The sequence below is a fragment of the Krasilnikoviella flava genome (genome assembly GCF_900167525.1).
In the GTDB taxonomy this organism is placed as follows: domain Bacteria; phylum Actinomycetota; class Actinomycetes; order Actinomycetales; family Cellulomonadaceae; genus Isoptericola; species Isoptericola flavus.
Map to the genome: position 1 here is coordinate 167694 of NZ_FUZQ01000008.1, position 14241 is coordinate 181934.

At 74.0% G+C, this 14241-nt stretch carries 11 protein-coding genes; 6 read left to right on the top strand and 5 right to left on the bottom strand.

Annotated features, from left to right (window positions below; genetic code table 11):
- Positions 1-12 precede the first annotated feature (12 nt).
- The 4 genes from B5Y66_RS20655 (at position 13) to B5Y66_RS20670 (ending at position 4429) form a co-directional block, all read left to right on the top strand.
- On the top strand, positions 13-681 hold the full coding sequence (locus B5Y66_RS20655) for a hypothetical protein (protein ID WP_079576500.1): 669 nt from the start codon (positions 13-15) through the stop codon (positions 679-681).
- A gap of 165 nt (positions 682-846) precedes the next feature.
- On the top strand, positions 847-1170 hold the full coding sequence (locus B5Y66_RS20660) for a hypothetical protein (RefSeq protein ID WP_079576501.1): 324 nt from the start codon (positions 847-849) through the stop codon (positions 1168-1170).
- The gene (locus B5Y66_RS20665) at positions 1167-3485 is read left to right on the top strand and encodes a hypothetical protein (RefSeq protein WP_139821019.1); all 2319 of its coding nucleotides are present in this window, start codon (positions 1167-1169) and stop codon (positions 3483-3485) included. Before B5Y66_RS20660 ends, B5Y66_RS20665 begins: the two co-directional genes overlap by 4 nt.
- Complete coding sequence (locus B5Y66_RS20670) at positions 3482-4429, top strand: hypothetical protein (RefSeq protein ID WP_079576503.1); 948 nt, start codon at positions 3482-3484, stop codon at positions 4427-4429. The genes B5Y66_RS20665 and B5Y66_RS20670 overlap by 4 nt, the downstream gene beginning before the upstream one ends.
- Here the strand turns inward: B5Y66_RS20670 and B5Y66_RS20675 are convergent.
- The 4 genes from B5Y66_RS20675 to B5Y66_RS20690 form a co-directional block, all read right to left on the bottom strand.
- Positions 4372-5406: a LacI family DNA-binding transcriptional regulator gene (locus tag B5Y66_RS20675; RefSeq protein ID WP_079576504.1), complete on the bottom strand. Its 1035-nt coding sequence runs from the start codon at positions 5404-5406 to the stop codon at positions 4372-4374. The genes B5Y66_RS20670 and B5Y66_RS20675 overlap by 58 nt on opposite strands.
- A gap of 38 nt (positions 5407-5444) precedes the next feature.
- Positions 5445-6374: a carbohydrate ABC transporter permease gene (locus tag B5Y66_RS20680; RefSeq protein WP_079576505.1), complete on the bottom strand. Its 930-nt coding sequence runs from the start codon at positions 6372-6374 to the stop codon at positions 5445-5447.
- A gap of 2 nt (positions 6375-6376) precedes the next feature.
- The gene (locus B5Y66_RS20685) at positions 6377-7360 is read right to left on the bottom strand and encodes a carbohydrate ABC transporter permease (protein WP_079576506.1); all 984 of its coding nucleotides are present in this window, start codon (positions 7358-7360) and stop codon (positions 6377-6379) included.
- A 108-nt stretch (positions 7361-7468) separates the two neighbouring features.
- Complete coding sequence (locus B5Y66_RS20690; protein WP_079576507.1) at positions 7469-8794, bottom strand: ABC transporter substrate-binding protein; 1326 nt, start codon at positions 8792-8794, stop codon at positions 7469-7471.
- Positions 8795-8993: 199 nt separating this feature from the next.
- On the opposite strand from B5Y66_RS20690, the gene B5Y66_RS20695 reads away from it, so the two are divergent.
- Complete coding sequence (locus B5Y66_RS20695) at positions 8994-11090, top strand: beta-galactosidase (RefSeq protein WP_079576508.1); 2097 nt, start codon at positions 8994-8996, stop codon at positions 11088-11090.
- 77 nt (positions 11091-11167) lie between these two features.
- Positions 11168-12760: a glycoside hydrolase family 53 protein gene (locus B5Y66_RS20700; RefSeq protein WP_079576509.1), complete on the top strand. Its 1593-nt coding sequence runs from the start codon at positions 11168-11170 to the stop codon at positions 12758-12760.
- 85 nt (positions 12761-12845) lie between these two features.
- Here B5Y66_RS20700 and B5Y66_RS20705 read toward each other — a convergent pair whose 3' ends face one another.
- A complete protein-coding gene (locus B5Y66_RS20705; protein WP_079576510.1) occupies positions 12846-14156 on the bottom strand; it encodes a serine hydrolase domain-containing protein in 1311 nt (436 codons plus the stop codon).
- Between the last annotated feature and the right edge of the window lie 85 nt (positions 14157-14241).

Sequence of the window (14241 nt, forward strand, 5' to 3'; positions counted from 1 at the left end):
AAGGAGCCCGCGATGCCCGTGGTGACGATGCCCCCGCCCTCAGCGCCCGACCCGGCCCTGCCCGCCGCGCGGTTCACCCCGCCCGACCTCGTCGACCTGCGCACCGCCTGGACCCGCGAGCGGGAGCTGGCGGGCGCGCCCCGGTCCCGTCACGACGCCGGCGGCCTCGGCCGGGAGTGTCCCGGGCGCCACGGATGGCTGCTCGACGACGGCCTCGACGTGCTGCTCGAGCCCGCGCTCGGCGGCAGTGCGACGCCGGGCTACTACCCGTTCGCCGCCCTCGACGAGCGCACCGCCGCCGGCCTGCTGGAGCGCCTGGACGAGGACCGGCTCGCGACCGAGCGGCAGAACCTGGGCCCGACGCTCGGTACGGTCCTCCGGGCGGTCGTGCGCCACCCGGACCGCGTGCGGGCGCAGGGCTACGTCGTCGGGCCCCTGCGGTGCGACGAGCGGATCAGCGTGACCGGCGTGCTGCTCCGCGCCGACCGCGCGCTGCAGGTCGACCGGCGGCACGGTCCTGCGTGCGAGTGCGCGGACGTCGTGCGGGCCCTGGCCGACCTCGGCGTCGACGACATGCACGCACCGCCGGACGAGGTCACGCCCTGGTGGGGCGGGTGCCCTCCCGACGGCTCGCTCGGCGACCAGGCCGGCGAGTCCTGGTTTCGCGTCTGGTGGGACTGACCGTGCCCGTGCCTGCGCCCATGCCCGTGCACACCGTCGTCGCGCCTTTCCGCCGGAGCCCTGTGGATAACTTCGGTCCGCCCTTCGCCACCGTCGTTACCGTCGTGCCCGCGCTCCGGCGCACCCACGGACGGAACCGACGACGACGGACCAGGACAGGACGGGATGGCTCAGCTCGACCTCGACACCACGACCCTCGCGACGACGGGCGCAGACCTGCGCGGCGCCGCTTCGTCGCTCGCCGACCTCCCCCGCGGCGTGCTGGCCTCGGCGGCGGCGCCGGCTGCGAGCGGCGACGCCTGCCTGTCGGCCGCCCTGGAAGATCTCGCCGCGGCGTGGCGCACCACGCACGAGTGGCTGGTGGGCGAGCTCGGGTCCCTCGGGGCCGGGCTCTCCCGCGCCGCCGAGGTCTTCGACGGCGCGGAGCGTGGGACGACGCACGACCTGGCCGCGGTGCTCGGCGGCCCCCGGACGGGGGACGACGCATGAGGCTCGCTGTGCCGCGCGGCGGCGGCCCTGACGTCGAGCTCTGTCCGTTGGTCGGCAGCCCGCCTGCCCTGGTCGACGCTGCCGACGGCGCGATCCGTGCCGCGGTGCGGCTCACGGACTCCCGCACGCAGCTGCTGCGGGTCCGCGCGGCGCTCGACGGCCAGCGCAGCGCGGCGGTCGACCGGGCGCGCGAGCGGCTCACGATGGCGGCCGACGACGCCCGGGCGAGCGGCGGCATGCTCGAGGCGGCGGCTGCGACCCTGCGTCGCCACGCGAGCGCGCTCAGAGAGGTCCAGGCGGCGGCCGCGAGCGCCCTCACGGACCGCGCGGAGGCCGTCGCCCGCGAGGTCCGCTGGCAGGCGGAGGCGGACGAGGCGCGTCGTTCCACGTGGAACGTCGCCTTGGCCGGTGGTGCCGCGACAGCCTCGGCACCGGGTACCGCCTGGTCGGGGGTGGCGTGGTCGGGTGTGGCGTGGCCCGGGGCCGCGACGCTGCCCGGCGATCCTGGGCACGCACACCTGCGGCTCGCCGCCGCCGAGCGGGAGCTGGCCGCGGCGCGCGCGGACGTCGCGGCGGCAGAGGCGCGCTGGCGTGCCGCCCGGGACGGGAAGGACGAGGCGTCGCGGCAGGCCGCGGCCGCGCTGGCCTCGCTCGCGGACGTCCGTGCGATGCGTGCGGTCGCGGCCGCCGGAGCCGACCCGACCGGCCTCGAGGCCTCCGGGACGGCCGCGCGCCACGCCGTCGCCCTGCTGCCGCGCGCCGCGTCGGGCGGGGACGAAGCGACCCGTCGGGAGCTGCGCGCCGACGTCCGCCGTCTCCTGACCGCGCGCGCCGGCGACCCCGCCTTCTGGGCCGTCTTCTGGGACCGGGCCACGCCGGAGGACCTCTACCTGGCGATCGGGCCGAGCTATCTCGACCCGAGCCCGCCCGTCCCCCCGGAGCTCCAGGCGGCGCTGAGGCAGGGGGCGGAGGACTGGGCACGGACGGCGTCGGACCCGGAGCTGAGGGAGTACGGGCGGGAGGTCGTCACGGGTGTCGGCAGCTGGCCGCTCGGGCTGAGCGAGCGGTCCTGGCTCGCCGCGGCGCTCCTGCCCGCCGACCTCCCGGCGGCGGCGCACGCCGCCGCCGGGGACGCGCTCGACGCGCGATGGTGGGCCCGCACCGACGAGGAGGCGAACGGCGACGGCCCCGAGGTAGCGCCTGGCCGCGCGGGCGACGCGCTCACCGACGCCACGATCACGGCCCCGCTCGCCGCGGCGGTGCTGGCGGGCTACGCGCGCCACCCCCGGCTCGCGCTCGACCGGCTCGCCCCGACGGCCGACGACCAGGTCGCCCGCAGCACCCGCCGGTGGTTCGGGTGGGTCCCCCGCGGCGGCTGGCCCGACGACGGCCGGGCCGCCGCCGGCGCACTCGTCGCGGCCGTCGAAGAGGGGACGGCCTCTCCTGACCGCGCCGACCAGCAGTGCGCCGCGGTGCTGGTCTCGCACGCCACGCCGGCGATGGCGTCCGGGCTGCTCTCCGGCCCGACCCTTGACGACCGCGCGAGCGCCGACGTCGCCCGCGCCTACGAGGCTTACCTGCCGTCGGTGGGGGACGCGACGCGGGAGCAGTCGTCCGCCGGCGGATCGGCGCAACCCGTCCCGGCACCCGGGATCGACCCGGACGACAGCCTCGCCGCGGGTACCGGGCGGCGCACGGAGGTCCCCCAGCCGGAGCTCGACGCTTTCGCGCTGCGCGACGTCATCGCCGCGACGTCGCGCTCCCCCGAGGCCGCGCAGGCCTGGCTGGGTACCACCGAGCGCTACGCGGCGTCGATGGCCGAGGTCGCGACGTCGGGCGTGTACGACGTCGACACCGCCCCGCGCTACCACCTCGTGGAACAGACTCTCGGCGGGGTCGGTGCGGTCACCGGGGCGATGCAGGCGGAGACGCTCGCTGCCGCCTACGACGAGGTCGAGACCCGTGCGGCCGTCATCTCCCTGACCGGCGACGCGATGGGGCTCGGCACCCTCGGCCGCAGCACCGTGGAGGCGGTGGCCGCCACGGCGGCGACCAAGGGCATGGAGTTCCTCGACACGGACGGCCCGATCGCCGAGGTACAGGACGAGGTCGGCGCTGTCGGCGCCCAGACGTACGTCCGGTACGCGACGACGATGCACGACCTCGTCCTCGCACACGACCTCGACGTCGGCCTCCCGCTCGACGAGGCGATGCGGCGCGCCGAGGGCATGGACGCCGCCACGTCCGTGCCGCTAGCCACTCAGTTCCGGTCGTCTTTCGACGACATGTCCCGGCCCAGCGAAGGAGATCGATGAGCACCGTCCTGAAACGCGTCTTCGCCAACCCCAGGGTCACCCCGGGGCTGGTGATCGGGCTCCTCGTCACGGGCGCGCTCCTCTGGTTCGGGGGCGGTCGGGCTCTGGCCGAGGACCTCCGCAGCGACTGGCAGTTCAACCGCGCCCAACGCTGGACCCCCGAACCGTGGGCGCTCACGGCCGACGATTTCCCCGGGCACGACGCCGTGGAGCTGGCGGTGGAGCCGTCGGCAGTCTCCCGATGGAACACGCCCGGGTGGGCCCTCGACGCGAGCCGGGTCCCGGGTCTGGACCTGCTGTTCTACGCCAGCGGCCCGGTGGGTACCCAGGGGTACTGGCGGGACGACACCTTCCACCTCCGGATGCGGACGACCGACGCCCTCGCGGGAAGCCGGGTGGACGGGGTCGACGTGCTCACCTACGTCAGTGCCCCCGACGGACCGTCGTACGCGACCCTCGAGGGCGCCCGGCACCCCGAGGCCCTGCGTCGGGACGCGCTCGAGGCGCCGCAGCAGCTCTTCGAGGCGGAACCGAGCAAGGTCTTCCCCGACCCGTTCGCGGACGAGGAGCTGCTCTCGGTCGCCTACGTCGGTCACCAGCCGTCGGAGCAGGAGCGGTTCGAGGCACGCGACGAGCCGTTCGACGCGGGGGGTCCCGGATACTTCGGCCTGGTGGCGCACCATCGGGACGCCGCAGGGGTGGCGCGCCGGACGACGACCCTCGCCACCGTCGTGGAGGGTGCGCTCGTCGTCGTGGGCGTCGTCGTGCCCGACGACGTGGAGCCCTCTGCAGACGTGGAGCCGGCACTGCTGCTGGAGCGGCTGGCTGCCGAGGTACGCGCGGCCCCGCCGTCGTACCCCGCTGCGGAGGACGGCGGGTCCGGCATTCAGGCCGACTCGCGCACCACGAGCGAGGTGGGCAGCGTGATGGCGGCCGGCTCCTGACCGTCGACGACCTCGAGCAGCAGCCGCACCATCTCGGCGCTGATGCGCTCGTACGGCTGCCGCATCGTGGTGAGCGGCGGGTGCAGCTGCGCGGCGACCCCGGAGTCGTCGAAGCCACCGACGGCGACGTCGCCGGGCACGCTGCGGCCCGCGGCCTGCAGTGCGACCAGCGCCCCGGCGGCCATGAGGTCGGAGTGCACGAACACGGCGTCGACGTCGGGCCGTCGCTCGAGCAGCTCGGTCATGGCGAGGCGGCCGCTCTCGCGCGAGTAGTCGCCGCGCGCCACGAGCTCGGGGTCGTAGGCGTCTCCCAGCACCTCGCGGTAGCCCTCCAGCCGCAGGACGCCGCCCGGGGTGTCCATCGGGCCGGTGATGGTGGCAATGCGCCGCCGGCCGGTGTCCCACAGGTGCTGCGTCATCGCGCGCCCGCCGGACCGGTCGTCGGCCGCGACGTACCCGACCTTGCCCTCGTACCCGAGCGGCACGCCGCACGCGACGGTGGGGATCTCGTGCCGCAGCAGCTCGCCCATCATCGGGTTGCCGCGGTGGGAGCTGATGAGCAGCACCCCGTCCACGTGCCCGGCCTCCAGGTACTGCGCCACCCGCCGGCGCTCCTCGGCCGTGCCGGCGACCAGCAGCACCATCGGCATCTCCCGCTCGGCGGCGGCATGCGTGGCTCCCCGCAGCAGCAGCGAGAAGTTGGGGTCCTCGAACAGCAGGTGCTGCTCCTCCGTGAGGAGGAACGCGACCGAGTTCGCCCGGCCCGTCACCAGCGAGCGGGCGTGCGGGTTCGCGCGGTACCCCGTGGCGCGGATCGCCTCCTCGACCGCGGTACGCGCGTCGGGTGACACCCAGTGCCCACCGTTGATGACCCGCGAGACGGTGCCCCGGGACACCCCCGCCACGGCCGCGACCTCGCGGATCGTGGGGCGCTTCGCCCGGCCGTCGTCGGCCCCGTGCCCACCCGTTCCTTCCACGCCCGTGAGTGTATTGACACCTGCTGCGCGGGGACGGGTCACGACTTCACCGCGCCGGCGGCGAGGTCCACCTGCCAGAACCGCTGGAGCACGAAGAACAGCGCGACGAGCGGAAGGATCGACAGCAGCGCCCCGGTGATCACGAGCGTGTACATGGCCGGCTGGCTGGCGCCCTGGTTGAGGAGGCCGGACAGCCCCACGGTGATCGGGAACAGCTTGTCGTCGCCGAGCATGATGTACGGCAGCATGAAGTTGTTCCAGATCGCGACGAACTGGAACAGGAACACCGTCACGAGGCCGGGCACCAGCATCGGCACGGCCACCTGGAAGAAGGTGCGGGTCTCGCTCGCGCCGTCCGTCCGGGCCGCCTCGACCACCTCGTCGGGCACGGCGGCCGCGGCATAGATCCGAGCGAGGTAGATGCCGTACGGGCTGATGATGCTGGGCAGCAGCACCGACCAGTACGTGTTGGTGAGGTCGAGCTCGGCCAGCAGCAGGTACTGCGGGATCGCGAGGACGACGGCGGGGACGAGCACGCCGGCGAGCAGCACGTTGAACACGGCGTTCTTGCCGGCGAACGTGTACTTCGCCAGGCCGTACCCGGCCATCGCGGACACCAGTGTGGACAGGATCGCGCCGACGCCCGCATATAGGGCGGTGTTGACCATCCACCGCCAGAACAGCCCGTCGCGGTACGCGGAGAGGTCGGCCACGTTGTCCGCCAGGTGCGTGGACGGCGCGAAGGTGAAGCTCGCGAACAGCTCGGCCCCCGACTTCGTCGAGGCCACCACCACCCACACCACGGGCAGCAGGCAGTACAGGGCGCCCAGCAGCAGCACGGCCGTGGCCACGGGGGACGGTCGTTCGCCGGCGCCGCGCCAGTGCCGGCGCGCCCTTCCGGCAGGGCGGCGTGCGTCGACGCGCGCCGCCGGGACGTCGGCGGGCAGCGGGCTGGTCAGCGTCGTCATGGTCACTTCTCCGATGCGAAGGCGCGGCTCTGCACGAGGCGCAGGAAGCCGAACGAGAGCACGAACGTCGCCAGGGCGATGATCACCGACGTCGCGGCGGCCGAGTACAGGTCGCCTCGCGTGAACGCGTCGCGGTACACCTTCATCAGCGGCGTCCAGGTGGTCGAGATGGCGTTGCTCAGCGGGCGCAGCGTGGTGGGCTCCGCGAAGACCTGGAGCGTCGCGATCATCGAGAAGACGGCCGTCATGATGATCGACGGCGTGACGATCGGGATCTTGATCCGCAGGGCCACCGCCACCTGCGACGCGCCATCCAGCTCCGCCGCCTCGTACAGCTCCGACGGCACCGACTTCAGCGCCGTGTAGATCACGATCATGTTGAAGCCCGTGCCGCCCCAGACGGCGATGTTCGCGACGGCGAACATCACCAGGTCGCCGTCGAACAGCGACGGCACGTCCCAGCCGAACCGCTCGAAGAGGTCGTAGAACGGGCTGACGCCGGGCAGGTAGAGGAAGCCCCACAGCAGGGACGAGATCACGGCCGGCACCGCGTAGGGCAGGAAGATCGAGGTGCGCGAGAACGTGCGCGCCCGCGCCCGGCGCGAGTCCAGCAGCAGCGCGAACAGCAGCGCGAGGCCGAGCATGGTCGGCACCACGATCACCCCGTACAGGGCGACGCGGCCCACCGACGCGAGGAACTCCGGGTCGCCCAGCGCGGCCGCGTAGTTCGACAGCCCCGCCCACACCTCGGTGCGGGAGCCCGAGCCCAGGCCCAGGCCGCTCACCTTCTCCGTGCGGAAGGACAGGTAGAGCGCGTACCCGATCGGCAGCGCGAGGAACAGGACGAACAGCACGATGGCCGGGGCGAGGAAGCCCCACGGGGCGAGCCGGCGCCGGCCGGACGTGCTCGGACCGGTGGCGCGGGCGGACGGGGCCGCGGCGCGGGCCGCGCGTCCGCCCGGCGGCGCGGCGGTGGTCGTGGTCATCTCAGGCTTCCCTCTCGGTTCCGTACGACGGCGGTGGGCCGCCCGGCAGGCCCGCTGGTCGAGCTTGTCGAGACCCGGGTTTCGACAAGCTCGACCAGCGGGGCCACGTCACTCGCTGACGTTGAAGCCCTGGTTCTTCAGGTCGTCGAGCGTGATCTGCTGCATCGCGTCGACGGCGTCGACGAACGCGTCGGCGGTCTTCGCCTTGGTCGCCTTCGCGAACTCGTCGTTGTACGCGGAGTAGGCGACGTTGATGTTCGGCCCGTAGGTGAAGGGCTGCACCGTCTGCGCCGTCTGCGCCGCGACCTCGTAGAAGTCGGGCTGGTTGGAGAAGAACTCCGGCGGGTCGGTCAGCGCCTCGGTGCTCGCAGGGACGTCGGCCGGGTAGATGCCGGTCTCGTCGACGAGCGCCTGCACGGCCTCCGGGTCGGTGTTGAGCCAGGTGATGAACTCGGCGGCCTGCTCCGGGTGCTCCGACTGCGACGTCACCGCGGTGGCCGAGCCGCCCCAGGCGCCGGTCGCGGGCGCGTCGGCGTCCCACTGCGGCATCGGCGCCATCTCCCACTTCCCGGCGGTGTCGGCGGCGTTGCCCGCGAGGACGCCGGGCGCCCAGATCGCCGACAGCCAGCCCACCTGGGTGCCGTCGTTGAGGCCGGCGTTCCACTCGGGCGTGTACATCGGCTTGTTGTCGATGACACCCTCCTCCACGAGACCGCCCCAGTACTCCGCGACCTTGGTGGTCGCCTCGGAGTCGATGTCGACCGACCAGGCGTCGCCGTCGATCCCGTACCAGGAGGCGCCGGCCTGCTGCGTGATGCCGGAGAACCAGCCCGCGTCGTTGGCCGAGAACGTGCCGAGGTACGCCTTCGGGTCGGCCTCGTGCACCTTCCGCGCGGCGTCCGCGTACTCGTCCCAGGTGGTGGGGACGTCGATGCCGAGCTTCTCGAAGATGTCGGCCCGGTAGTAGAACTGCATGGGCCCGGAGTCCTGCGGCACCGCGTAGACGGCGTCCGACCCGAGCGTGACGGCGTCCCACACGCCGTCGGTGAACTGTCCGGCGACGTCGTCGCCCAGCGAGCCGGCGAGGTCCGCCAGCGCGTCCGAAGAGACGAGCTGCGGGATCTTCTGGTACTCGGCCTGCATGATGTCCGGCGCGCCCGAGCCCGCCTTGATCGCGGTGAGCAGCTTGGTGATGGCGGGGTCGCCGCCGTCCTGCTTGTTCACCGTGACGGTGATGTCGGGGTGCTCGGAGTTCCAGAGGTCGACGACCTTCTCCATGTTCGGCGTCCACGTCCAGAACGTGAGCTCGACCGGGCCGGCGGCCGACCCGCCGTCGTCCGAGCCGGCGTCGTCACCGCCGCCGGAGCAGGCGGACGCGAGCAGCGCGGTGGCGGCGGCGAGGGCCGCGATCCGGGTGCCTGTGGTCAGGCGCATGACTCCTCCTCGTCAAGGACCATCGCACCGCCGCGTCAGGCAGGGAGCGCTGGGCGACTCACGACAGTGTGGCTGTGCACGGTCACAGTAGCGACCAGCCTCCCGGGATTGTCAACTTCCGGTTTCGTGGTGTTACCTAGTCGTTGCCCGGTCTCGACGCCTGTGACCGCGCACAGCAACGACGCGAGGAGCCGCTCCCATGCCCGACACGCCCCGCGAGGGAACACCCCCCGCCCTCGGCGCCCGCACCGCACCGTTCCGCCCCGGGCCGGACTTCGACGGCTGGCTGCCCGGCGTCGAGGACGTCTGTTACGGCGGCGACTACAACCCCGAGCAGTGGCCCGAGGACGTGTGGCACGAGGACGTCGACCTCATGCAGCAGGCCGGCGTGAACCTGGTGAGCGTCGGCATCTGGAGCTGGGCGCTGCTGGAGCCGCGAGAAGGCGAGCACGACTTCGGCTGGCTGGACCGCCTGCTCGACCTGCTGCACTCCCGCGGTATCCGCGTCGACCTCGGCACCCCGACCGCGTCGCCGCCGGCGTGGTTCTTCCGCACCTACCCGGACTCGCGGGTCGTGACGCGCGACGGCACCGTGCTGGAGTTCGGCTCCCGCGGCGCCGCCGCGCCGTCGTCCCCTGCCTACCGCCGGGCCGCCACCCGGATCGCCGGCGCGCTGGCCGAGCGCTACGGCTCCCACCCTGCCGTCGTGCTGTGGCACGTGCACAACGAGTACGGCGCCCCGGTCTCGGACGACTTCTCCGAGCACGCCCAGCGTGCCTGGCGGCTGTGGCTGCGCGCCCGGTACGGCACGCTCGACGCCCTCAACTCCGCGTGGGGCACCCGCTTCTGGGGCCAGGTCTACGGCGAGTGGGAGCACGTCGTCGCGCCGTCCACCACGCCGACCGTGGCCAACCCCGCGATGCGCCTCGACTACGCGCGCTTCACCGACGCGATGCTGCGCGAGTGCTTCGTGGCCGAGCGCGACGCGATCCGCGCCCACTCCGACGTGCCGATCACCACGAACTTCATGGCCACCGCCTGCCCGTCCACCGACCTGTGGGCGTGGGCGCGCGAGGTCGACGTGGTCTCGGACGACCACTACCTGACCGCCGCCGACCCGCGCGGCCACGTCGGCCTGGCGATGGCCGCGGACCTCACGCGGTCCGTCGCGGGCGGCAAGCCGTGGCTGCTGCTGGAGCACTCCAGCTCGGCGGTGAACTGGCAGCCGCGCAACGTCGCGAAGCGCCCCGGCGAGGAGCGGCGCAACGCCCTGGCCCACCTGGGCCGCGGCGCCGACGGCATCCTGTTCTTCCAGTGGCGTGCCTCGCGCAGCGGCGCAGAGAAGTTCCACTCGGCGATGCTGCCCCACGCCGGGACGGGCAGCCGCGTCTTCCGCGAGGTGTGCGAGCTCGGCGCCGAGCTCGGCCGGCTCGGCGAGGTGCAAGGCTCGCGCGTGCGGGCCGACGTCGCCCTCCTGTGGGACTACGAGTCGCACTGGGCGCAGGACCTCGAGTGGCGGCCCAGCGTCGACGCCTCGCACCGCGAGCGCACCGAAGCCTTCTACGACCGGCTCTGGCGCGACGGACTCACCGTCGACATGGCGCACCCGGAGCAGGACCTGTCCGGCTACCGCCTGGTCGTGGCGCCGGCGTCGTACCTGCTCACGGCCGCAGCCGCCGACAACCTCACCCGGTACGTCGAGGGCGGCGGAACGCTGCTGGTGAGCTACTTCAGCGCCGTCGTGGACGAGCACGACCGCGTGCACGAGGGCGGCTACGGCGCGCCCCTGCGGCGCGCGCTCGGCCTGACGGTCGAGGAGTTCCTGCCGCTGCGCGAGGGCGAGACGCTGGGCGTCGTCGGGCTGTCGGACGACGCGGGCGAGGCGATCGTCGCCGGCGACGTGTGGGCCGACGACCTCGCCCTCGACGGCGCCGAGGTGGTCGCCACGTACGACGGCGGCCCGCGACCCGGCGCGGCGGCGGTCACCCGGAACCGGCTCGGCGGGGGCACCGGCTGGTACGTGTCCACCCGGCTCGACGTCGACACTCTGGCGCCGCTGATGGCGCGCGTGTACGACGACGCCGGCCTCTCGCCCGCCGGCCTGCCCGCCGAGCTCGAGGTGGTCCGCCGCCACGGCGACGCCGCCGTCTACACCGTCGCGCTCAACCATGCCGACGCCGACGCCAAGCTGCCCGACGTCGCGCCGGGCTCCACCGACCTGCTCACCGGGGAGGACGTCGCCGGCGGCGTCGTCGTCCCCGCGGGCGGGGCGCGCGTGCTGCGTACCCCGCACTGACCCACGAGCTGTCAGGGACGTGCGCCGGGCCTGCCGGGCGCACGTCCTGACGGCTCGCCCACCGCGAAAGGACGATGATGTCGCACCGCACCCGCACGATCACCACAGGCCTGCTCGCCGCCGCGCTGGCGGCCGCCTTCGCCGCACCCGCAGGGGCCGCGCCCGGCGGCCGAGCGGCCGTCTCGCCCGAGAACTCGGGCTTCGCTTCCGGCCTGGACGGCTGGACGGTCACCGGCGACACCGCCGCCGCGACCGCGGAGGCCGGGGGCCGCACCGGCGACCGGCTGACGCACTGGTCGGACGCGCCGTACGAGGTCACGACGTCCCAGCGCCTCGGCCGCCTGGGGACGGGCTGGTGGACGGCGAGCGCCTGGGTGAAGTCCGGCGGGCTGGACACCTCGACCCTGTCCCTCACCTGCACGGGCGGCACGTCCGGCACCGTCACCCTGCCCCAGACGCTGCAGGACGACGCGTGGGTGCGCGTCGCCGTCTCCGCGAAGAGCCGCGGCGGCGACTGCGGGCTCGCCGTCGCGACGTCCGACGACGCGGGCGGCGCGTGGGCGTCCGTCGACGACATCGCCGTCGAGCGCGGGCGGGTGACGCGCGACGTGCGCGGCGGCGACCTGTCCGGCCTGGCGAAGAACGAGGACCACGGCGCCACGTACGCCGACGTCGACGGCACGCCCGGCGACGCGGTGCAGATCCTCGCCGACCACGGGATGAACCTCGGCCGCCTCAAGGTGTGGGTGGACCCGGCAGACGGGTACAACGAGGTGACGCACGTCGTCGAGAGCGCTCGCCGCATCCAGGCGGCGGGCATGGACGTCATGGTCGACTTCCACTACTCCGACCGGTGGACCGACCCGGGCGCGCAGGGCGTGCCCGCCGAGTGGGCGGGCTCGGGCGTCGCCGCGATGACCGACCTGCTCGCCGCGCACACCCGCGAGGTGATGACCGCCCTCGTCGACGCGGGCGTCGACGTCGCGTACGCGCAGGTGGGCAACGAGATCAACCCCGGCATGCTCTGGCCGTACGGCCAGACGTGGGACGCGGTCCCGGGCGACGGCGTGGACGGCGCGCAGTGGGACGCGCTGGCCGGCTTCCTCACCGCCGGGCACGACGCCGTGAAGGCCGTGTCGCCGACCACGCAGACGATCCTGCACCTGACGAACATCAACAACGGGATCGACGGGCTCACCTGGTGGTTCGACGAGGTCACCGCGCGCGACGTGCCGTTCGACCTCGTCGGGCTCAGCTACTACGGCTACTGGCACGGCTCCCTCACCGACCTGCAGGAGGCCGTGAGCACCCTGTCCGCGCGCTACGACCGCGACGTCGTGGTGGTCGAGACGGCGTACCCGTTCACTCTCGAGGACGACGCCCCCGCCTGGGAGAACGTCGTCGCGGACGAGAGCCAGCTCGTCGCCGGCTACCCCGCGACGCCCGAGGGCCAGGCGGCGGCGTTCCGCGCCGTGCAGGACGTGGTCGCCGCCGCCCCCGGCGGGCGCGGGCTCGGCGCCGTCTACTGGGAGCCGGCCTGGACGTCCGTCGCCGGCAACGGCTGGGACCCCGCGGACCCGGCGTCCGGCAACGCGTGGGAGAACCAGGCGATGTTCGACCACGACGGGCGTCTCCTCGGCCCCGTCGCGGCCACCCTCGCCGCCGGCTGAGCCCGCCGCTCCGCTGGTCGAGCCTGTCGCGGGTTTCGACAGGCTCAACCAGCGGGCTCGACCTGCGAGCTCGACCGAAGCGTCGTCAGCAGGTGGCGAGCAGCGCCGGGACCAGGGCCGTGTTGAGGTCGGACTCGAGCTTCGTGAGGTCGCGGCCCGTGAGCGCGACCGTCACCTGGCGCTCGGCGTCCGGCGAGGTCAGCGTGATGCTGAGCGTGCCGAACGAGGCGCCGTCGTGCCCGTACAGCCACTCCCCCTCCTGGCACGGGTCGGGCAGGCGGTACACGCCGAGGCCGTAGTCGGGCAGCGTCTCGCTGCCGACGGTGCGCGGCGTGAGGACGTCCGTCACAGTCTCCGCCTCGAGCAGGTCGCCCGTCACGAGCGCCTCGGTGAACCGCTGCAGGTCCGCCGTCGTGCTCGTGACGGCGCCGGCAGAGCCGAAGAGGCTCGGGTCGAAGCCGTCGAGCGCGTACCAGCCGGCGCCGAGGTCGGCGGTGTACGCGGCTTCGTGGAGGAACGGGCCGCGGTAGCCCGGGTCGTCCGGGAACGCCGAGTGCCGCATCCCGGCGGGCTTGAACACCCGCTTCTCCAGCAGCCGCTCGACGCTCTGCCCCGTGGCGTGCTCGAGCGCGAGGCCGAGCAGCACGTAGCCGGCGTTGGAGTACGAGGCCCCGGTGCCGGGCTCGAACAGCCACGGCTGGTCGTCCATCGCGGCGAGGTGGTCGGCCGTCGTGTACTCCTCGCCGAGCACCTCGAAGAACTCGTCGAAGTCCTCCGGGTCGGCCATCCGGCCGGCGGTGAGCGCGGACAGGTGGTCGGGCAGGCCGGAGCGGTGGGTGAGCAGCAGCTCGAGGGTGACCTGGCCCTCGTAGGCGTCGGGGATGACGGCGGCGGACTCGGGGACGAGGTCGACCACCGGGGTGTCGAGGGTCCACGTGCCCTTCTCGACCTCCTGCAGCACCAGCGTCGAGACCATCATCTTCGTGTTGCTCGCCGCACGGAACCGGTCCTGCGGCCGTGCGGGCCCTCGTCCGTCCAGGCGGCGCGTGCCGTCCGACCCGCTCCACCGCAGGCCAGGCGCGTCGACGCGCCCGACGACGCCGATGGGGACGCCCGCCACGGTGTCCGCGAGCGCCTGGTCGAGGGCGTCCGTCACGGCGGCGCCTCCGTCCTTCGCCTCGCTCGGCGCCGTGAACGTCCGGCCTTCGGCCTGCCGCTCCGCCTCCGCGACGGCGTCGGCCACGGCCTGCGCGACGGACGCGCGGTCCTCGTCGAGCGCGGTCGACGGCGACGTCGGCGCGGGCGGCTCGTCCGCACCCGCGGGCAGCGCGCCGAGGCTCAGCGCGAGCGCGGCGGCGGTCGTGACGGTCAGGGGCGTGCGCATGCGGCGGCGCATGGTGTCTCCTCGTCCTCGGTGTCGGTGCCCCCACCCTCGCAGGGCGCCCGCCCGCGCGGATCCGCCGGGCGACGGAGATCCGCCG